13 protein-coding genes are annotated in these 22,064 nt (G+C 53.0%); 3 read left to right on the top strand and 10 right to left on the bottom strand.

What is annotated here, in order from left to right:
• Positions 1-4: 4 nt before the first annotated feature.
• The 4 genes from KOR42_RS13185 to KOR42_RS13170 form a co-directional block, all read right to left on the bottom strand.
• Positions 5-1,333: an alpha/beta hydrolase gene (locus KOR42_RS13185; protein ID WP_146510301.1), complete on the bottom strand. Its 1,329-nt coding sequence runs from the start codon at positions 1,331-1,333 to the stop codon at positions 5-7.
• Between the two features lie 36 nt (positions 1,334-1,369).
• On the bottom strand, positions 1,370-2,989 hold the full coding sequence (locus KOR42_RS13180; RefSeq protein ID WP_146510300.1) for a hypothetical protein: 1,620 nt from the start codon (positions 2,987-2,989) through the stop codon (positions 1,370-1,372).
• A 124-nt stretch (positions 2,990-3,113) separates the two neighbouring features.
• The gene (locus KOR42_RS13175) at positions 3,114-4,436 is read right to left on the bottom strand and encodes a Gfo/Idh/MocA family oxidoreductase (RefSeq protein WP_146510371.1); all 1,323 of its coding nucleotides are present in this window, start codon (positions 4,434-4,436) and stop codon (positions 3,114-3,116) included.
• A gap of 97 nt (positions 4,437-4,533) precedes the next feature.
• Positions 4,534-7,044 (bottom strand): DUF1549 domain-containing protein, encoded by a 2,511-nt coding sequence (locus KOR42_RS13170; RefSeq protein WP_146510299.1) that lies wholly within the window; start codon positions 7,042-7,044, stop codon positions 4,534-4,536.
• A gap of 369 nt (positions 7,045-7,413) precedes the next feature.
• On the opposite strand from KOR42_RS13170, the gene ppk1 reads away from it, so the two are divergent.
• Both ppk1 and KOR42_RS13160 read left to right on the top strand, forming a co-directional pair.
• Entirely contained in the window at positions 7,414-9,576 is a 2,163-nt protein-coding gene (ppk1, locus tag KOR42_RS13165) for a polyphosphate kinase 1 (RefSeq protein ID WP_146510298.1), read from the top strand.
• Positions 9,577-9,775: 199 nt separating this feature from the next.
• Positions 9,776-11,035, top strand: a complete 1,260-nt coding sequence (locus tag KOR42_RS13160) for a glutamate-5-semialdehyde dehydrogenase (RefSeq protein ID WP_146510297.1) — start codon at positions 9,776-9,778, stop codon at positions 11,033-11,035.
• Between the two features lie 38 nt (positions 11,036-11,073).
• Here KOR42_RS13160 and KOR42_RS13155 read toward each other — a convergent pair whose 3' ends face one another.
• Together KOR42_RS13155 and KOR42_RS13150 are read right to left on the bottom strand one after the other, a co-directional pair.
• Entirely contained in the window at positions 11,074-12,528 is a 1,455-nt protein-coding gene (locus tag KOR42_RS13155; RefSeq protein ID WP_231740910.1) for an MFS transporter, read from the bottom strand.
• Positions 12,529-12,627: 99 nt separating this feature from the next.
• Positions 12,628-14,280: a cation:proton antiporter domain-containing protein gene (locus tag KOR42_RS13150; RefSeq protein ID WP_146510296.1), complete on the bottom strand. Its 1,653-nt coding sequence runs from the start codon at positions 14,278-14,280 to the stop codon at positions 12,628-12,630.
• 691 nt (positions 14,281-14,971) lie between these two features.
• On the opposite strand from KOR42_RS13150, the gene KOR42_RS13145 reads away from it, so the two are divergent.
• Positions 14,972-16,984, top strand: coding sequence for a cadherin repeat domain-containing protein (locus KOR42_RS13145; RefSeq protein ID WP_146510295.1), 2,013 nt, complete (start codon positions 14,972-14,974; stop codon positions 16,982-16,984).
• Positions 16,985-17,040: 56 nt separating this feature from the next.
• On the opposite strand, the gene KOR42_RS13140 is transcribed toward KOR42_RS13145, so the two are convergent.
• The 4 genes from KOR42_RS13140 to KOR42_RS13125 all read right to left on the bottom strand — a co-directional run bounded on the left by KOR42_RS13140 (position 17,041) and on the right by KOR42_RS13125 (position 22,059).
• Positions 17,041-17,937, bottom strand: coding sequence for a bestrophin family protein (locus KOR42_RS13140; protein ID WP_146510294.1), 897 nt, complete (start codon positions 17,935-17,937; stop codon positions 17,041-17,043).
• 223 nt (positions 17,938-18,160) lie between these two features.
• Positions 18,161-19,840, bottom strand: coding sequence for a dihydroxy-acid dehydratase (gene ilvD / locus KOR42_RS13135; RefSeq protein ID WP_146510293.1), 1,680 nt, complete (start codon positions 19,838-19,840; stop codon positions 18,161-18,163).
• A 157-nt stretch (positions 19,841-19,997) separates the two neighbouring features.
• Positions 19,998-21,290, bottom strand: coding sequence for an ergothioneine biosynthesis protein EgtB (egtB, locus tag KOR42_RS13130; protein ID WP_146510292.1), 1,293 nt, complete (start codon positions 21,288-21,290; stop codon positions 19,998-20,000).
• Between the two features lie 178 nt (positions 21,291-21,468).
• Entirely contained in the window at positions 21,469-22,059 is a 591-nt protein-coding gene (locus KOR42_RS13125) for a transposase (RefSeq protein WP_449353753.1), read from the bottom strand.
• Positions 22,060-22,064: the final 5 nt, after the last annotated feature.

Raw genomic sequence — 22,064 nt, 5'->3', positions numbered from 1 at the left:
CGGTTCACTCGGCTTTCTGCTGTTGGGGTTGCCCTTCCGAATCTGACCAGAGCCAGACGAGAATTTCCGGAAGGAGCGACATTCCATGTTTCTTGGAATGCATTCCCTGACCAGCCACGAACCAGTAGTCATAGCCCGCATAGTTGAGAGCGGAGGCCATCCGCTGATTGTTTTCGAACCAGTTTCCAAGCTGGTTATCGAGATCGTTTTCTCCGTCCTGGAGAAAGATTTTGATCTGCTTGCGAGGGTCCGTTTTTCGAATCAGGGCAGGGTAGTCGTGGGCTGTCTTCCACGGACCGAATTTGTTTCCGTCCAGCAGATGCTGATCGCCATATTGCGGGTAGTCTTGCAGGCCCCGGAAATCGCAATAGCTTCCAACAAAACTGATGACGCGTTGAAAGAGATCGTTGCGGTGCCAGGCTGCTGTGAAGGCGCAGCTTGCGCCTGATGAACTTCCACAAATGGCGTGATCCCACGGATCGTCAGAGATGGTGTACTTCTCTCGGACGATGGGAAGAAGTTCTTCATCGAGGAAAGTTGCGAAGCGGGGAGTGCAGGTGTCGTACTCATTCCCACGATTGCTTCCGCCTCCGGGCATCTTTCCAGGGTTCACGAAGACAGCGATCATCACGGGAATCTTGCGGAGGTGAATGAGGTTGTCGAGAACGGTGCAGGCATTTCCTTCTCCTCGAATAAAGCCTCCGCCGTCATTAAATACGATGAGCTTGGCAGGCTGATTGGGGTTCGGTTGATATTGAGCAGGGACGTAAACCCACCAGTCACGCTGCACTCCAGGAAAGTACGTTTTGCCCGTGTGAGACGGCATTTTCGTGAGAATCCCTTTGGGTGTACCGGGTTGTTCAAGACTTTCAGGCTGCCACTCATAGCTTTCAAATCCGAAGCGGCCTTCACGTCCCCCACCAATCCGTTTTCCATTGACGTCGAAGCGGAAATGGACAGAAGAGAAATTCGGAAATTCCTCAGTCCAAACCCACAAACCGGTTTCAGGAAGACGACGCATTTGCCATCGGCGATCTTTCTCAGCCACGACGGAGACATTGTCTGTCGCAGGAGCCTCGAGGACCCAAAGGGCAATTCCTCCTCCGCTTTCTGTTCTCTGAATCAGTGTCCGATGCCTTCCCCGGGAAAGATCCTGTCCCTTGTATCGATTGCGAATATAGTCCGCAATTTCCGTGGCGGTCGCTGCATCGAGTTCATCGTGATGCAGGACTTGATGGATCTCGGCAATCGAGTTCACAGCTGCGTGAGTCGTTTCGGGAACAGCTGCAAAGCAGGCGATCGCAACAAGACAAAGCGAGTTCGACAGTTTCATAGAGAGTCTCTGGAAGTTGTTGTGATGAAGTGACCGCTAACCTGCTGGAGGTCCGAAGACTCTTTCAATCTGCGGATGTTGGAGATCCAGTCGGTACATGATTTGGTTGTAATTATATCGAGGAGTTGCCGGAGACGAAGTAAACATGTTTGTATATGTTCCTTCGAAGTAAATCACGCGATGAGAGTCTTGACTTAAAAATGGATGCTGGCAGCTGTTGTAAAAAGATTGACGGTGATGCGTCAGTATTTTGATTGCCGTCTTGTAAGGACCTTCCGGTTGATTCGCTTCGGAGTACCAGATTTCTCCAAGGTGGGAGGGGGCATTCTGTCGAGTGTCGAACTCACTGGCAACCATCACCCATCGTCCACGAAAGGCATTCCAATAGACTGACCCGGTATGCAGTCGAATTCGTCGGCCGGGATTGCTGGAATCTTCAGGCAGATACCATGCTTCATCGGCGGAAATTTGTGCCTGTTTCAGCCAGTCGGACTCCAGTTGGGAACTCACAGGCAGGCTGATTTGCCAGCGCCAGTCGAGTTCTCCGTTTTCGTTTCGGCGAGGTTGCGGCGTGTCGGTTTTAGATGATGTGTCGATACACGACCAGGATTCATAAGCCTCGAGGTTCATCACCGAATCATACGCGGCGGGGACACGAGTGACAGGAATCGGAATCCCGGAGTAGAGCCATTCCTTGCCGTCCGCGTTCACCTGAACCGGATGATTCTTAAGAAACTGCCATCTCTGTGATTTACTTAAAGAGGTTGTCTTTCTAAAAACCTGATCATCGGGATGAAAAGTTAACATTCCATGCGAGATTTCATTCGCAAGATCTCGCCGCTGTGAAAACGACGCGACGAGTTTTTCGGCTCCGTCGTCGTCTTTAACGACGCAGACTCCTTCGATCCAGACCACCCCTTCGGGATCTTCAAGCTCGACCATCGGTCGGACGAACCCTGATTCGTCTTCGAAATACGTCAGATCGATTCCTTCTGAAGGGGAACGTTCACTATTTTCGGGAAGTGGCGATGTTGCCCCAGCTGTTCGGAACATCCCGAGCGGATAGGACAACCGCGAAGTGTCTCCCCAGGACCAGTAGAGTTGATTCTGAAACTCAGCGACTTGAACCGAATCCTGTCCGACAACGCCCGACTTTGCAGGGGAAGACGATTCGTTCAGTGTTCTTTCGAGCAGAATCGAGTCTCTGAGAAGATCTGCCCCGGTGATTCGATAGAGACGTTCTGCGAGGTTGTCACGGTGCAACCGAATCGTTCGACGCGCTCCTGCTTCGATCTGTACACGAACTCCTTCGGAACCGAGGCCGTCCACCGGTACACGATATCCATGGGTTTCGAGTCTGAAGAAAACAGCTTGCCCATTGTGGCCCGGTTCGAAATAGGCGATGCGCCCCTGATTGTCGGAAATGTAGCGGACGCCGTGAGTCGTTGTCGCTGTGATTAACGGAATCGGGCGATCGGTTTCCGCGTCCAGAAACTGAATTTCGCAGTACTGCGACACAGGTGCGTTCGCAATCTCCTGCGCGGTTGCGACTGACGAAACTCCAACAACAATTAACAACTGGACGACGATCAATCCCTGCAGGATGATGGCAGACCGGCGGAAGACTCGACGCTGGCTGGAGAGTGCAATCGTCATGAACGCGGACACCTCAGTAACGCAGGTTGAGCAAGTTGCCGCTGGTGACGCCGCTTACCACACCAACAGCCAGGGTGGAAAATCGATTCATCGAAGTGAACGTCTTTCGCGAACTGGAAGAATTTCAGGCGGTCGGGTATGTCCAGTTTCCGCGGTACTCGCGGCGGAGCATCGAGTTGGCTTCCTCGTCGTTCAAGATTTTCTCTTGGTCTCCGTCCCAGTCGAGGCTTCGCCCGGTCTTGTATGAGATCATTCCCAGCAACGACAGGTTTGTCGCAAGATGGCCGACTTCCGCATTTGCGACAGGAGTGTTTCCGGTTTCAATGCAGTAGAGGAAATCTCGCCAGAGCGGTGGGACGTTGTGTCCATCTTTTTCGTTGTCGAATTGTGGAGGAGTGTGGACGGGTTGGTCGCCATTCTTAGCGGGGTAGAAGGTCCAACCGTCTCGCCAGCCCATGTGAAAGACACCTTTTGTGCCGTAGAAGAAGCATCCGAAGGGATGACGATCCGCACCTCGGCCACCGAATCGATGGTGTTCCCATGTCGCGGTGAAACTTTCGAACTCATAGACAGCAGTCTGGTGATCCGGAGCGTCGGTAGTTTGTTCGACTTCGTTCAAGACAGGAGGTCCAGCAATGGGACGCCCACCGGTCGAATAGATCCGTTTCGGGGCTTTCTCATCCGACCACCACAGCACCTGATCGAGCCAGTGAACTCCCCAGTCTCCAAGTGTTCCGTTGGCGTAGTCGAGGAAGTTGCGGAATCCGCCCGGATGGATTTTTCGGTTGAACGGGCGAAGCGGTGCGGGACCGCAATACAAATCCCAGTCGAGATCACGCGGAGGCTCGCTGTTAGGGGTCGGTGATTCGTGTCCGCCTCCTCCATGGACGAACATGCGCACCATGCCAATATCTCCCACTTCTCCCGACTTGAGAAACTCCATACCGGAAACGTGGTGTGGCCCGATCCTGCGGTGGAGCCCGACCTGGACGACTCGGTCAGTTTGTTCTGCGACGTTAACGATCACTCGGCTTTCCTTGACGGTGTGGCCGGTCGGTTTCTCGACGAAAACGTGCGCTCCATGTTCGAGGGCTGCGATGGTATTCAAAGCGTGCCAGTGATCGGGTGTTGCGATAATGACGATGTCGATCATTTCTCGATCGAACATCTCTCGGTAATCCTGATAGAGATTCGGTTCATCAGCGGTCATCGTCGATATTTCATCCGCACAAACTTCTGCCTGTGTCAGATCGACATCGCAAAGTGCAACCACTTTTGATTGCCCCGCCTGAATTGCTTCTTTCAGAATGTTCGTTCCCCACCAGCCCGAACCGATTAATGCCGTCCGGTATGTTTTCGTCTTCGACATTCCATGGAGATAGGGAGCGCCAAATCCCACGGCAGCTGATGAGGCAATCGACGATTTTAAGAAACTTCGGCGGTTCATAGACATTATTCAGAGATCCAGAATGGATTCAGAGATTTAAAAATGAAACAACGTTGTGAGTTAATATATTGTACTTTGCTGCGCACTCAACATCGCTTTAATGGTTAAAGACGAATTCACGACTCGTCAAAAGTGCCCAGAAAAGATCTTCGATAACGGCACGCTGTTCCTTAGGTGGTGCCTCCTGGAAAATGGCGACGAATGCCGAACGTTCTTGGGGCTTCGGATAACGTGACAGACACCGGAGATAGACATTGTCGATCAGGGAATCGATCGACATTCCGTTTTGAAGTTGTGCGTGCAGTTTCTGCACCTGGCTCTCGGCCATCTGAAGCTTCTCGTTGATCGTCGACCCGTTCGACATATGTAAAACCTGAACCATGCTTGGCTCGTTCGAACGTTCACACTCGCAGACAATGTTGCGCGTGTTTCGTCCGAACGTCTTTAAGAAATAGGACTCGACGGCCGAATCGTAGAGTTGAATTGCCCGAGTTCCGAGCGGGTAAAAATCCGTGGCTTGTCTGTCTGCACCAGGAAACCCAATGAAGTCGAATTTTGTCGGAACATCAACCGCCTGAACGATCGAATCGTGGATGACTTCGGCAATCAACCGTCGCGGGAAGTAACGCGAGTAAAAACGGGTGTCAGCTTCGTTGCCTTCCACGGGAAGACTTGATCTCTGATAGGTATTCGATTGGAGAATCTGCCGCATGAGCGACTTGAGATTGAACTGTTCATCAACGAGATACTGGGCTGCGGCGGCCAGAAGCTCTTCATTGCTGGCTGGGTTTGAGGATCGCATGTCGTCCACGGATTCGACGAGTCCGACTCCGAAGAAGTTTGCCCAGACACGATTTGTAATCGACTTTGCGAAGTACGGATTCTCGGGTGAGGTCATCCATTCCGCGAGTGGAACTCGTCGGTCTTCTGTTTTATCGAACGGAATCGGTTCGCCATCGAGCGGAGTAGGCAGTTGAGGTTGACCGGTCCGAGGTTGAACCAGTTCCCCCCGATCGCTGACGAACACGGTGCGGAGTCCATCACCGTTTCGCGAATCACCGCCCCATCCTTTGGCTTTCACACGTGAGAAAAGATTTGCCATTGCGTAGTACTGGTCGTTGGTCCACTTTTCGAGCGGGTGATTGTGACACTTCGCACAGCCGATACTCAGACCCAGAAACGCCTGACAGGCATTCTCGGTCATGTCTTCAGGAGTCTGATAAAGGGAATAAAAGTTCGTGGCTCCGTTCTGGAATGTGCTTCCTGTCGCAGTGAGGATTTCGGTGACAAGCTGATCCCAGGGAGTGTTGTTGGCGACGTGTTTGTGAATCCATTCGTAATACGATTTCACAGCTTGAGGACGGAGCAGTGTTCCATTCAGCATTAAGACGTCCGACCATTTATAGCTCCAGTAGTCGACAAACTCAGGTCGTTCGAGCAGGTGCTCAATGACGTCGTCCCGTTTGGTTTCGCTCGTGTTGGCGAGGAACTTCTGGACTTCTTCCGGTGTCGGCGGAAGGCCAATGCAGTCGAGATAGACGCGTCGGATGAATGTCATGTCATCGCAGCGTGGCGATGGAGGAAGGTTAAGCCTCGCGAGCTGTTCATTCACGTGTTCGTCAATGAAGTTGCGCGCGTTCAATTTGGCAAACGTATCTGCCGGGAGTTTGTTGTCGTAGGGGACCGTAATGCGTGCGACGGAGATCTTTGACGAAAACCAACCGACGATGGCCCCTTCTCCCGGACCGACAATCTCCACTCGTCCCGTTTGATCAACTGTGCAGACAGCTTCGTTCGTGGATGTCCACTTCACCCATTGCGTGACATCCCGCGCCGTTCCGTTGTGATAGTGGGCTTCCCCGAGAAGCTGTTGTTGTTCCCCCGGCCGAAGCTGAACGCGAGACGGGATCACGGAGATCGTTTCGATCCTCGGATCATCCTGATTCGGAGCCTTCGCGCCGGAAGCAATCCACTCAGACAAAATACGGTAGTCGCGTGAATCGGTATCGATTCGCAGCCCGCCTTTGTGCGGCATCGCACCAGTCGGTTTGGCGAGGAGCAGACTTCGCCCCGGATCCTGAAACTCGACGCGGCGGCCACGATCCTGTTTTGTAATGTTGAAGTGGTCGGTCTCGGCATCGTACCCATGCAGTGAAAGCCGAAAGCCTCCTTTGCCTGCCAGGGCACCGTGACACGATCCCATGTTGCAGCCTGACTTTGTCAGGATCGGAAGGACATCGTTTCGGAAGCTCCATCGAAAGTCCGACATCATTCCGGAGACTTCAACCGGGATGGAAGCAGTCCGTTCAGTGGATTTGACTGTGACGACTGTTTTGCCATCAGCGTGAGGAGTGAGCTTTCCCAGTCGAGAAACCGTTGCGATTGATTCGTCGGCGACGGACCACTCCATGTCTTCGGAAATTTGTCGGCCGAGAATTTCTCCGTGCTTTTCCTGTACTAAAAGCTGGGCGGAGGATTCGGGACCGTCGAGAAAAACTTGAGAGGGAAGGATCGCCAGGTTGTCTTCGGCCATCAGTATGGTCGAACCGAACAGAATGATCATCCCGGCGATGAACATCAAATTCGCTTTCGAGATTCGGTAACTCATAGAAATTGCTCTTCAGTCAGGCGGGACATCAACGATTCGCTCATCGGGATGACGAATCGGAATCAGTAGATGGATATCATAGAGACTTTTCTGACGTTGTTGGAGTCAGTCCATCGATCGGCGGAAGACTTGCACGGAAGTGCGTGAACCCTCGGAAGGATTGGGAGATTCCGGTCTCCCCAGCTGGATTCACGTGGCGAAATCAACTGCGTTTCCGGTTCGCTGGGACTCGCACGAGCGAAACGCAGTATTCATCGAAAGAAACTCGTTCGGGCGAGTGCAGAGGCGCTGCGAAAATGGTCTAATCTCATCCGTGTGAGGGACACGGCGTGGAACGCTGTGAGTGAGTTCGTGGAAGGGGACAGACTGATGAGCGAGACAAGATTTTTCGATCGTGAATTGAGTTGGCTGGAATTCAATCAGCGAGTGCTTAATGAAGCGTTGAACGAGGAAGTCCCGCTGTTCGAGCGATTGAAGTTTCTCTCAATTACGAGTTCGAATCTTGATGAATTCTTCCGTGTGCGCGTCGGAGCACTCACGACGCTGATCGAATCAAAGTCGACTTCTGTAGCTCCGTCGGGGCTTTCGCCGCATCAGCAACTGGAAGCGGTGCATGAACGTGTCGATCAGATCATTCGCGATCAATACGATTGTTTTCTTAACGAACTTGTTCCGGCTCTTCATGAAGCGGGAGTGCATGGCGTCAAGGACGAATTGCTGAATACTGAGCAGGAAGATCATCTCCGTCAGATTTTCGATCGCGAGGTCCTCTCGGTTCTCACTCCGATGGCCGTCGGCGGGGGGAATCCGTTTCCACTGCTGGCCAATCAGATGATGGCGATGTGTGTCCGCCTCGCACCGGTTGAATCGCCGGATGACAAATTGGATGAAGAACTGGGAATCGACGGCGCAGCGAAGAAAGATCCGTCTGACGATTCTCAGGAACGCTATGCCGTCATTCCTTTCGGGAGAACGCTTTCCCGATTTTATTCATTGCCCGGCGAAGGCAATACGAATCATGTTTACATGCTTCTGGAAGATGTCGTTTCTCGATTTGTCGAAGAATTCTTTCCGGGGGAAACAATCGTTGAGTGTCAGCCGTTTCGATTGACGCGAAATGCGGACGTTGAAGTTCAGGAACTGACTCCTCACGGACTCGCTGTCAACATGGCGGATGTGCTTCGAGCGCGAACTCGAGCTGACTGCATTCGTGTTGAGATTGATGCATCAGTGTCGTCCGAGATGGTCGAGTTTCTGGTTTCAGAAGTCGATATCGAGCCGAATCAACTGGTGAAGCTTCCCGGTCCTCTCGACTTGGGTGCGTTCATGGAACTCGCGACTCGCAGCGGTTTCGAACAGCATCAATACGAGCCGTGGCCTCCGCTTAATTCTCCTGACATTCCCGCTGAAGAGACGATGTTTGATGTGATCTCTCAGCGCGATGTGATGCTCTTTCATCCTTATGAAAGTTTCGAACCGGTCGTTCGCCTCATTGATGAAGCGGCCGATGATCCGGATGTCATCGCGATCAAACAGACGCTCTACCGAATCAGTCGCAACAGCCCGATTATCCGGGCGCTCAAGAGAGCTGTCGACAATGGAAAACATGTCACCGTCCTTCTCGAACTGAAGGCTCGTTTCGACGAAGAACGAAATCTCAATCAGGCCCGCGAACTGGAGTCGATCGGTGCACAGGTCATTCACGGAGTGAAGGGACTGAAGACCCATGCCAAGGTGTGCATCATCGTGCGTCGAGAGCCGGAAGGAATTCAACGATACGTTCACTTCGGGACCGGAAACTACAACGAGTCGACCGCGAAGATTTATAGCGATGTTTCCCTGTTCACCACCGATGAAGACCTTGGTGTCGACTCAATCGCGTTCTTCAATGCCATCTCTGGATACTCTCAACCCCCGCACGTCTATCGCAAAATCGAAACCGCTCCATTGCTTCTGCGGAGCGCGATCAAAGAAATGATCGATGCCGAAGCGGAACGTGCTGCGAGCGGACAAAATGCCAAAATCAAAGTGAAACTCAATGCACTCACGGACACTGTTCTGATTGAAGCTCTTTACAAGGCTTCGCAGGCGGGGGTGAAAATCTTCCTCAACATCCGTGGGATCTGTTGTTTGAAACCGGGCGTCCCCGGGATGAGTGAGAACATTCGCGTGACCAGTGTCGTGGACCGATTTCTGGAACACGCCCGCATTCTCTACGTGCACCACGGAGGGGATCCCAAAGTTTATATTTCCAGCGCGGATTGGATGCCGCGAAATCTCGACCATCGAAAAGAACTGCTCGTCCCGGTCGAAGACGCAAGATGTCGCCAGCGACTGATTCACATTATGCGTGTGTTTGAACGAGACAATGTGAAATCAGCGACACTCCAGCCGGACGGTTCGTACACTTACGAACAGTCGGATGATGATCCGGAATGTCGCGCACAGGAGTTCTTGTATCGAGAAGCACGGCACGCAACTCGTGGAATCGCAAAGAAACAGCGAACCATGTTCGAACCTCACAATCTTTAGTTTGAGAACACGCTCAGCAGATTCATCGCGACACGCGGGATCAGAACGACCCGCGACGCTCGCTCGATCCGCACGGAATATCATTTCGTGAGAGGCCGTTTCGAACACGAATCGCTCCGATTTTCGCGATGATTCTCGTCAGTGCAGAGTTGACTCAACACAGTTTGAACTCGCATTCAAGATCAGTAAGAATAGAACGATGAACGATAACCTCGAAGAATATGTCTCCCAAGTCGCACGTCAGGCGAAAGAGGCCTCACGTGCTCTCGTGACAACGACTGGCGGACGCAAGAACGGATGGCTTCAGCTTTCTGCGGAAAGAATTCGAAGCCAGGCATCGACCCTCCTGGCAGAGAATGAACGAGACATTGCCAAAGCCCCGGAGTTCGGGCTAACGAATGCTCAAGTCGACCGATTGCGACTTACCCCTGAGCGTTTGGAAGGAATCGCAAAAGCCCTGGAAGAAGTCGCGCAGCTACCCGATCCGATTGGCGAAATTATCGACAGCAATCCGCGCCCCAACGGGTTGCTGGTGACGAAAGTCCGCGTTCCACTCGGAGTTGTGTTCTTCATTTATGAATCGCGGCCAAACGTCACCGTTGATGCAGCTGCCCTTTGCGTGAAGAGCGGCAATGCTGTGATTCTGCGGGGAGGGAAAGAAGCGTTTCACAGCAACATGGCGTTTTACCGTCTGCTTTCAGAAACGCTGGTCGAGTGCGGACTTCCCGAGCACGCGGTGCAACTTGTCGAAACGACCGATCGGGCTGCCGTCGGAGCATTTCTCAAGTGTCACAACAGCATCGATGTCGCCATTCCGCGAGGTGGCAAATCGTTGATTGAGCGTGTGACTCAAGAAGCGACAATGCCTGTGATCAAGCATTTCGACGGAGTCTGTCACGTTTACATCGACCGGTCTGCCGATCTTCAAATGGCCCGGGATATCCTCGTCAACAGCAAGTGCCATCGAACAGGAGTTTGCAACGCGGCCGAGTCGTTTCTCGTTCACGAAGAAATTGCAGACGAGTTTCTCAAGTTGGCTGGGCCGGCGTTGTTGGAGCAGGGGGTTGAAATTCGAAGCGATGATCGCGTTCGATCTGTCATCCCCGAAGCACTCGTTGCGACAGAGGATGACTACCGGACCGAGTATCTTGATCTCAAAATCTCTGCAAAGGTCGTCGATAGCATCGAGGACGCCATTGCTCACATCAACGAATACGGATCACATCACACCGATGTCATTGTGACCAGTAACTTTAATTCGGCACGTCAGTTCACCGGTGAAGTCGATTCCGCAGCTGTTCTCGTGAATGCCAGCACGCGTTTTAATGACGGTGGAGAATTTGGGCTGGGGGCAGAAATTGGGATCAGCACAGACAAATTCCATGCTCGCGGTCCATGCGGTTTGAAAGAACTGACAAGCTACAAATACGTCGCTTACGGAGACGGTCAAACTCGCTGAATTTGATTTGAGCTGAGTGATCGAACAGTTCACTTCGATCAGGTCGGAGGAGAAGTCTTCGTCGGCTCAGGACGCGTTTCGGTTTGTTCTTGTCGAACGTTTCGTTGTTTCACGAACATGTTCCGATAGAGGCCAGCCGGGTATCGAATCATCCGAAGTGGTGTCACTCCGATCAGCGAGGTCACGACCTGGATCGTGTCGTGTGATGTCGGTTCGTGAATCCGGGAAACAATCGGAATCGCAGCCACTCGCAGAAGAAGGCTGACCGCAAAGCAGACGTGGTATCCCGTGAAGAGATGCCCCCCAAGCGAAACGGACCATCCCTGATTGAGTGAAAGGATGGCTCCGACGACAATTGCAGTAATCCCTCCCACAATCCCGGCCATCGCAGTGCCAGAGGCGATAAACATCGTCCGATTCTCCGCCGGAGAATTCTTCAGCAGGAATCCGTTGGTCGCAATGGCGAATCCAGCATTCAAGGCTGCATCGACCATGAAAACGGGAACCAGAATATAGAAAGCGGTCGTTGGGTTTTGAGGAATGGCGAGCAATGCGATCATGTTGATCGTCTTGCAGATCACACACAGCACGAGAAGCGGTTTGTTGCCAAAGCGATTGCTGAGGCGGCCGAGCCCGCTCGCTGTCACGGCTCCTCCGATCCATGACCAGGTCCAGAGTGCCAAAACTGCATGCAGGCTCATTCCGACATGATCAAGGAGATAGAGACTGATGAAGGCAGCTCCGATCATTGTGGCGAAGTGCCAGAAGCACATGAAGCCAATGAACGATCGGAAACCGCGATGTCGAAAAGGGGCGAGAAGAACGGTGTGGAGTCGTGGTTGGGGAAGTTTCGTCACCGGAGGTTCGTCGACCTTCAGGAAGATCAAGACATCGATAATTCCCAGTATTCCCGCACCTGCAGCAAGGATGGGATATCCAATTCGAACCCCCAGGTCTGTCTGAGAGAGGAGCAGGGCAGCCACGCACAAGGAACCCGCTGCCGACCACTGCAACCATCTTTGACGATGTCCCCAATACGTATTGAGGTCGTAGTGCGGCAAGTAGTCTCCCATCCACGAAAGCCACAGTGGAGAACAAAAGTGCTGAAGTGCCTGGTTGCAGGCGATCGCACCCAGAAAGATCCAAATCCACGTCGTGTTTCCAAGTTCCGGCCAGATCACAGGTCCGAAGACAATCGGAATCAGAAACGCACGTTGAACGAGCGAGCATGTGACCCACAACGATCGACGGTAATTAGGATGATTCGCGATGATGGCAGCCAGAAACTGGAATCCCAGTAGAGCAACCGGGAGCGCATTCAAGATGCCAACGTGCAGACCGGTTCCACCAAGATCTCGGACGTAATCGATGGCAGCAGCTGACAAGGTCAACTGGGTATAAGCCATCCCCATGCATCCAGCGATGATGATGTTTCTCTTGGCAGTTTCGAGGGGCCACACGGTGAGAATGTCCCATTCGGGTTGGCGGGGCAAGCGGGCAGTTCAATTCGGGAACGGAGAAGGCGTCTGTTCTATCTCGTCCGGTCACTCTTCGGGAAGAGCCACTCTAAGAACTCTGAGAAATTTCCACATTCACGAAAGTGGATCGTCCGACGGCGGAGCGAGCTGCTGACTCGATGCTTTTTCGAGGGCGTCCAGCAAGGCGAGACTGGCGAGCATTTCTTCACTGACGACCCGTTCGGCACCAACCTTCTTCAGCTTGGGGACCGTTCCCTGATAGCGGCACCGCACGAGAACAAAGCAGTTGCTATTGAGCTTTCTCACCATCTGGACGATTTGAATAGACATTTCGTCAGAGGGAACGCAGACCACAATCAGCCCTGTCGTTCGAACAAGGGCGAGTTCCAGAATCTCAGCCTGAGCTGCATCTCCGGCAACCGTTCGAAATCCAAGCTGTGCAAACGGATAAAGATTAATGGAGCTGAGATAGACGAGGCAGACATCGTGCCCCATTGTTTCCAGGCGGGAGGTCACCTGCTTTCCAATCGGACCAGCACCGACCACGATGGCTCGACGCTGAGTGTCCAGAATGACTTCTTCCTCATGTTCAGCGTCGACTGAACTCGACGAGTCATTCGACCACCGAAGTCCCAGCGACAAAAGCATGGGGGTGACAATCAACGAACAAATCGCCAGCGTCACAAGTCGTCGATAGTCAGACACTGTGACAACTCCTGCTTCCCGGCCGAGAAGCGTGAGAACGAATGCAAACTCTCCGATGTGGGCAAGGCCAATCCCCTTTCCTGCCGATTTCTGCCAGTTCAGACCGGTGAGTTTCAGTGCGATCGTGGCTGCCGATGCCTTCAAGATAATCAAACCGGCAAGCATGGCAGCAGTTGTGATCGGCTCATCAATCAGGAAGCGAGGATCGAAGAAGAGCCCGAGACTCGTAAAAAAGATCGCGGAGAACGTTTCTCGAAACGGAAGAACGAGTGCATCGATTTGCTTCGACCATCGGTTTCCGTTGAAGACCAGCCCAGCTGCAAACGCACCAATCGCCGGGGGAAGCCCCAGAAGGTAAGCGATCAGAGCCAGTCCACCGAGAGAAACTAGAGTGAAGAGAACGACCAGATCCGGGCTGCGAAATCTGGCGAGCCCCGGAATGACGAATTCCCCCAGCAACTTCCGCACTCCCACAATTCCGAGCACGAAGCAGAGAGACGTCAGCGCCAGTTGAAGGTAGTCAGACAGTCCCGGTTGTTTTCCTTCTCCAGTGAGCAAAGGGACCATCAAAAGGAGCGGAATCAGAGCCATGTCTTGAAAGAGGAGAATTCCGATCGCTCTTCGTCCGTGCGGCTTACTCACTTCTCCCCGTTCTGAGAGTGCTTTGAAGACCAGGACCGTAGAGCTGAAGGCAACTGCGGGGCCCATAATGAGCGCGCTGGACCAACCCATGCCCATAGAGAAGAGAAAGCCAGTGACGGGAACCGCCACCAGCAACATCTGCACTCCCCCTCCAATCAAGAGGTTGGTTCCAAGTTTCAGAAGTTCATCCAGCGAGAACTCCAGCCCGATCGCAAAGAGCAACAGGAAAACGCCCGCTTCCGCCAGATATTCCAGTTGATGGTGCTCGTCTTGAATCCAGCGAAGTCCCCCTTCGCCGAGGCAGGCACCCACGAGGAGATAGCCCACCAGAACCGATAGCTGGATTCGCCGACAAATGAGTCCGGCAATTAATCCGGCTGTCAGGATCAGGAGAAGATCATCAATGATTACGCCGGACATTCCATCCCTGTTTCATGTTGTCGAACATTCGTCCCAGCACCTCGCTGCGAGGGCTGACTTTCAAGGCGAGTGGGAGTGTCCGGAAATCGTTGATGCTTCCTCAACAGTGGGAAAATCTCCGATCACGACTCAGAACGCAAGCCATCGCACCAACGAGGATTTTCGAGTGCACGTCTCGTTCCAGGCCGCATCCTGATCAATTCCTGGTATTCACAACGAATGCGGATCGAGGGTCTGCATCGGTTCAATTGAGTTTTCTGATGTGAGCAGGGACCGTGTCGAAGATCGGCGTTCGCAGTTGTTTTTCATGGAACGATGTGAAAATTGCCACGAAAGATTTTGACTCGGCGAGCAATGTGTATTTTCGGCAACATCGAAAACATTGCAAATCTAAGAATTTTCGGAATCTCGTGAAATTGGCGACCTAAGCTTCGAGCGGGCAACGCCCCTCAGATCCCCCCGATATGTGAATTCGTTTTATTCGTTTCTGTTTGATCTGGAAATTTGATCGGACCGGCGAGATTTCTTCGCCCGTCTCCGATTGGCCTAGGGGAGCCTCGTCGTGAAGGTCGAGTTGAATTCTTTGAGCGTCTTACTGAAAGCAACCTGTTTCGAAGACGAATTCAAAAAGGGGACAAGAAGAAAACACAATCGGCGTCATTCTGAGTTGGAGTCACTTGAGTCTCGCGAGATGTTGTCCGGAACAACCGGAGGCGAAGCAGCCGCACTCGCCAACAACGCCCCGACGGATGTTCGGCTCACTTCGACCGACATCGAAGACTCCGCCCCAGACAATGCCATTGTCGGAATTCTGATCGCGGTCGATGCGGACATCCCAGATTCGCACACTTTCACTCTGGTCGACGATGCAGGTGGACGATTTCACATTAACGGTCGCACGCTGCGGGTCACCGACAGTTCGTTGATCGATGCACAAACGAATTCATCGCATACGATTCAGATTCAGGTCACCGATGCTGCCGGGGCGCAGCTTGGCACTCCCAAAGAGTTCACGATTCAGGTGCTCGGGGGAGCCAATGCTGGTCCGGTTGTCGCGAATCCGCCAGGCACACTGGAGTTCATCCAAGGAGATTTTGAGGCGACATACGACTTGTCGAATCTCTTCTCCGATCCCAATGGAGATCCTCTGACGCTGACAGTGGAAGGGAGTTCGAATCCGTTTTTCTTCCAGGCATCGATCGAAGGTTCCATTCTGACCGTTCGCGTTGCTGATCCGAATCTTTTGGCTTCAGTCGATTTGACGATTCGTGCAGCTGATCCTTCGGGGGAATTCGTCGAACATCAATTAACGGTCGCGGTCACCGAACCCAGTTCTACTCCGCCGATCGTCGTGAACCCGATCGACGATTTGAACGTTGATCAAGGAATTCAGACTGTTGTCGTCGACCTGTCCGACGTCTTCAGTGATGCGGAAGATGCTGATCTCAATTTGAGTGTCTTTCGAAATACAAATTCGTCACTCATTCAGACGTCCATTCAAGGAACTCAATTGACGATTTCGTTTGTCGATCCATCTCTTCTTGTCACCGGCGATTTGACCATTCGCGCGACAGACTCGTCGGGTTTGTTTGTCGACGAGACATTTGCGGTCACGACGATTGAGGTCGTCAATCAACCCCCGGTTGTTGTCGGGACGCTCCCGATGGTGAACGTCGATGAAGACGCTGACGATGTCGTCGTTGACTTGTCCGGACTGTTTTCAGATCCGGAAGGCGAGACGCTTTCGATCGCCGTTGAGGGAAACACGAACTCCGATCTTGTTTCGACGATCATCGTCGGCCAGGAACTGCATTTGCAGTTTGCAGAGAATGGATTCGGGGAGGCTCAGATCACGATCCGGGCCACGGATTCGCAAGGAGATTTCGTGGAGCAGACGCTCAGTGTCGTCGTCAATGCGGTGAACGATCCACCGGTTGTTCAGTCGCCGCTCGATAACGTGAATGTCGATGAAGATGCTCCCCAGACCGTCATCGATCTGGGAAGTCTGTTCCAGGATGTCGAAGACGAAAGTCTGACGCTGAGCGTCCAGTCGCTTTCGGAAACAGGCGTGGTCGAGACAAGTCTGGATGGCAATCAACTGACGCTGAGTTATCTTCCGAATCAGTTTGGAGTGGTCGAAGTGACCATCCGGGCGACTGATTCCGGTGGAGAGTTTGTCGACCACACATTCCTGGTCACAGTTCACTCGGTGAATGATATTTCGACTGTCGTTTCCTCCATCGACGATGTTTCAGTCGACGAAGGAACAGCGACATCCACGATCGACCTTTCCGGAGTCTTCTCTGATATTGAAACGTCTGACCTCGTGTTGACAGTTGTCGGGAACACTAACGGGGAGCTGGTTAACACGGCTCTCAACGGTTCACTCCTGACGTTGAATTACATCGACGGCCAGAACGGAACAACCGAGATTACTGTTCGTGCAACCGATGCGGATGGTGGATTCGTCGAAGAAACGTTCCAGGTGACGGTCAATGCGGATCCCGATGAAGGGGATGGTGAAGAGGATTGTCACCAGCGAAACTTCTGGAAACGCGTTCGGCGCGTCATCGTACATGTCTCCAATGTCGTTGAAGAACACACCGGTCATTCACTGAATGTTCGGGGCGTCTATTCCCACATCCAGAAGAGCTTTTGCAAGATCCAGAAACTCTCGAGAGGGTTTTCTGGATTCCGCTGGTAGAGTCGAAGTTTCCTCCGTCGCCGGCAGGTTAGATCAATGGCCCGCAGTCACATTGACTAGCCTGCTGGCGCCCCTACGGGAGTGACGTCCAGAATTTCAGCGGTTGTTCGATCAATCGTCTCGCAAAGAGCTTCCAGATTGAGATCATCAAGATCGGTTCCGAATGGCTCTTCGACATCGTCGGCGATCGTCTCCAGACCAATCATGACGTACCCCACGATCATGGTGACTGGAATCGTTAACAGTCCGAAGTCTTCGACAAGCCCCCAGGGCAGTGACAGCAGGTAGAGAAGCAGGCACTTGATTGCGTAGGACCGATAGGATCCCGCGATCAACGTGTTTCGAATTCGTTCACAGCCTCCGCAGACGTTCAAAAAGTCATGCGCGTCCGTATCACAGATTCGAAGCTCGTCCGGTGAAAGCCGGTTCTGATGAAGCAAGTCTGTCAGCTGCGCGTAGATTCGCTGCGTGATCCAGGCAGGGACATGCTGGGGATTTTCCGATGCATCGGTCCATCCGGGGACCTCCCGCAAGGTTGCCTTCGAACGAAGATGGTCTTTCAGGGCATACGCGAATCCTGCGATCGACTTCTGAAGACCGGTTCGTTCCTCAGGTTCGAGGGAGGCAAACTGATTGACTTTGATGGCCAGATTGCGGCTGATGTTGACCTGTTTGCCCCAGAGTGTGCGGGCTTCCCACCACCGGTCGTAAGCGCGGTTCGTCCGGAACACAAGAATGATCGACAAGACGGCCCCGAAGAGAGCGAAGATGTCAGACGGCAGATCGAGCAGAGTCTCGAACGGCGAAAACTCTTTCGCAACCGCCAACGAGCTATACAGCCCCAGAATCAGAATGAAGACCCAGATTCGCCTGAGCGTATGCACCGTTTCGATGAGACGTTGAACGTCTCGACTGAAGGTGAATTGCCACTTCTGATGACTTTGTTCGCTCATAGCGGTTCAGCTACCGGGCTCATTCCGTGACCTCAGACGCTCGACGGAACTGTCTGTCTGATCGTTAATTGTCATAAGGAAGAGGGCCGCACAACTCGCATTCGTATCCACCACGCGGGACATGAATGACAAGTCAACTTGTCCATGTCATCAAGAACAGGATTGCGACTGTTCTTGTCCGGTTTCGGGACAGGAATACGAGCCAGCCAGTACGTTGTGGACACTACTCGTCCGTCACGCATCCTTCGCTCGCGCTCTTCACGTTCTTAATGTACTTGTAAAGCGTTCCACGCTGAGCTTTGAAGGGAGGAGCCGACCATTTCGACCGACGTTGTTCTAATTCCTCTGCGGAAATGTCGACATTGATTTCATTGGATTCGGCGTCGATGGTGATTGAGTCTCCATTCTGAAGGAGGGCAATCGGACCACCGTCCTGAGCTTCGGGAGTCACATGACCAATGATGAAACCATGAGAGCCGCCAGAGAAACGACCGTCCGTCATCAATGCGACCTTGTCGCCCAAGCCAGCCCCCATGATCGCAGAGGTTGGTGTCAACATCTCAGGCATTCCCGGACCACCTTTCGGTCCTTCATACCGAATCACGATCACTTCGCCCCCTTTGATCTCGCCATCTTCCAGCCCCTTCAGCATGTCTTCTTCGCTGTCATAGCAGAGAGCGGTGCCAGTGAAGACCAGGCCTTCTTTCCCTGTGATTTTGGCCACAGCTCCATCCGGGCTGACATTGCCTCGCAAGATTCTCAGGTGTCCCGATTTCTTGATCGGGTTCTCAACGTCGTGAACGATGTCCTGATCTTCTTCAAGAGCGGGCACCGATTCGAGATTCTCTGCGAGTGTTTTCCCGGTGACAGTGAGACAGTCGCCGTTGATCAATCCTTTCCCAAGAAGATACTTCAGCACAGCGGGAGTTCCTCCGACTCGATGAAGATCTTCCATGACGTATTTCCCGGACGGTTTCAGATCGGCCAGATAAGGAATCCGGTCTGAGACAGCCTGGAAGTCGTCGATTGTCAGTTCGACGTCGGCACTGCGTGCAATCGCGATTAAGTGAAGGACCGCATTTGTCGATCCGCCGGTCGTCATGATGACAACGATCGCGTTTTCCAGTGATTGTCTGGTGATGATGTCGCGAGGTTTAATGTCTTTCTCGAGGAGGTTGCGGATTGCTTGGCCAGCGTCGAGACACTCTTGCAACTTGGCTGGGTCCTCAGCGGGAATGGATGAGGAGTACGGAAGGGTCATTCCCATCGTCTCGATCGCTGAGGCCATCGTGTTGGCGGTATACATTCCGCCGCATGCTCCGGCTCCGGGACAAGAGCGTTTCACGATTTCCTTCCGCTCTTCGTCGGTGATGCGACCCGCGAGGTACTCCCCGTATGATTGAAACGCGGAAACGATGTCAAGCTTCTCGTCTTTCAAACCGCATCCCGGTTTGATTGTTCCTCCGTAGACCATGATCGACGGACGATTCTGTCGCGCCATGGCCATCACCACACCGGGCATGTTCTTATCGCAGCCGGGAAGAGCGATCAGAGCATCGTACCACTGAGCTCCCATGACCGTTTCGATGGAGTCCGCGATCAAATCTCGGGACTGCAGGGAAAAACTCATCCCCTCGGTTCCCATCGAGATTCCGTCGCTGACGCCAATTGTGTTGAATCTCATGCCGAGCAGATCGGCAGCATCGACGCCTTCTTTGACTTTCGCTGCCAGATCGAGCAGGTGCATGTTGCACGAATTGCCTTCGTACCAGCAGGAAGCAATTCCGATTTGAGCTTTGTTCATGTCCTCTTCAGTCATGCCAGTTGCATAAAGCATGGCCTGAGAGGCGCCTTGGGAACGAGGTTGCGTGATTCGGGCTGAGTATTTGTTCAGTTCTGGCATTGGTCGCTACTGCAAACGTCAACGGGTTTTGTTGGGAAATCGAAAGTGTGACGACTTGCAGACCATGAGTCGAGCGAACAAAGAAAAGTTCACGTTTCAAATTTCGAATTTGGACCGAACTTGACGGGGCGAGCGCCCGGTGAACCGTTGCAGACGACTATTTCGCCAGCCGGAACCCTGTAAACTGCCAGCGTTTATCCGGATGGAAGAAGTTGCGGTACGAGGGGCGAATGTGCATTCGCGAGGTTGCACATGATCCGCCTTTCAGAACCCACTGACTGCTCATGAATTTTCCGTTGTATTCTCCGATCGCACCGGGGGCCGGTTGATACCCCGGATACGCCACATACGGACTTGCTGTCCATTCCCACGCATCTCCGTAGAGTTGATGGATGCCGTTGACCGTTTGTTCTCGATTCAGCGATTCGGAATTGACGGCGACGGGATGGAGGTAGTCATCCTCGGCAAAGTTTCCGGGAATCGTCGTTGAATGTGCATGGGACTCGCTCTGACCAACCGTTTCCCACTCAGCTTCAGTGGCGAGTCGACAGTTGGACCATCTTGCGAAAGCGTCTGCTTCGAAGTAGCTGACATGTGTGACCGGCGCGTTGGGATCGAGCGGTCGCATTCCCCCCAGCGTAAACTCCTGCCATTCCCCATCGATGAGCTCCCAGTAGAGAGGAGCCTTCCACTGGCAGGCCTGAACCTGATCCCAGCCTTCGGAGAGCCACAGCGACGGATTCTGATATCCGTCGGATTGGACAAATTCGAGGTACTCGCCGTTGGTTGTTAATCGACTGGCGAGTTCGAAGTCCCGATTCAGAACTTCGTGACGAGGGGATTCATTGTCGAAATGGAAGCTTCCGGGCTCCGCGCCGATCTCGGCGATGCCACCAGCAAACGAAATCCAGTTCAGCGGGACAGCGTCGTTCGCTTTGTACTCGTTCAAATTCACTCGGTAGGCAGGCCGGAGGGGATTGCAGCTGAGGACGTGTTTGATGTCCGTCAGCATCAATTCCTGATGTTGTTGTTCATGATGAATTCCGATCTCGATCAGTTCGCCGACGTCTTTTGATGGCGGTTGCTGCAGGAAACTCTTAAGTGCCTGATCGACATAGCTTCGATACTCAAGAACTTCTCGGACGGTCGGTCGAGACAGCACTCCGCGATGCATGCGGGGATGACGTTCCCCCACAGCGTTGTAATACGAGTTGAAAAGAAAGGAGAACTGAGGATGAAAGACTCGATAGCCCGGCATCGACGGCATCAGAATGAACTGCTCGAAAAACCAGGTCGTATGTGCGAGATGCCATTTTGTGGGACTCACGTCCGGCATCGTTTGAATCACAAAGTCTTCTGTCTCGAGTGGGTCGATGATCTTCATCGAAAACTGCCGAACCGCCATGAGTCGATCGACTACGCTTCCAATCGTTTTGGTTGAGTTGTTCATCGATGTTCCTGATTAAATCGCGTTGACGTCGTTCAATCGGATGGCAAGTGAAATTGGAAGCGAGTGTGGGATTCTGTTGCTTCGCGTGAATCTCCAATCCGTTTATCACCGCGAACAGCAGACTCCAACAATTGTCGATCGCTTAGAACGTTGTCTTAGAGCCTATCCGGAATCCTCTTCATGCTGTAAGTCGGTATTTGAACGGAGCTTGGTTGGGTGAAGGAGCTAAGCGGCGGAGCATGCGACCAATGGAAGCCACATAGATCATGGCTTCCCTCGATTTGGTGTGATGTTCATAGTCACGACTCAAGCGTCGCCAGCGACCTAGCCAACTGAACGTTCTCTCAGCAACCCAGCGTTTCGGCAGTAAAACGAAACCTCGGACGCCGGCCGGTCGGCGTANGACCGCAATATTTCGTTTTCGCCCGGTGATTTTCTTACCACCGTCATACCCACGGCTGTTTGAGCGCTCACTGCTTTTCACGCTTTGACTGTCGATGCTCGCAGCACTGGGGTCGCACTCTTCGCTGGGAGCTTCCATCGATCGAACTGCGCCGACGAGGATGTCATTGATTCTTTGCAGTGTTCCATCGTCACGCCAGCGTTTGAAATAATCGTACACCGTGCTCTTGGGCAACAGGTCATGCGGAAGCATATCCCACTGGCATCCCGATCGGCATTGATAGAGGATCGTGTTGATCACTTCCCGCACGTCCACAGTTTGTGGTCGCCCGCCTTTCTTGCTGCGGCGGGGCTTCGGAAGAATCATTTCGA

Source organism: Thalassoglobus neptunius (assembly GCF_007859735.1).
In the GTDB taxonomy this organism is placed as follows: domain Bacteria; phylum Planctomycetota; class Planctomycetia; order Planctomycetales; family Planctomycetaceae; genus Thalassoglobus; species Thalassoglobus neptunius.
The sequence above is the reverse complement of the archived record's forward strand: the minus strand, read 5'-3'. Positions and strand labels throughout refer to the sequence as shown.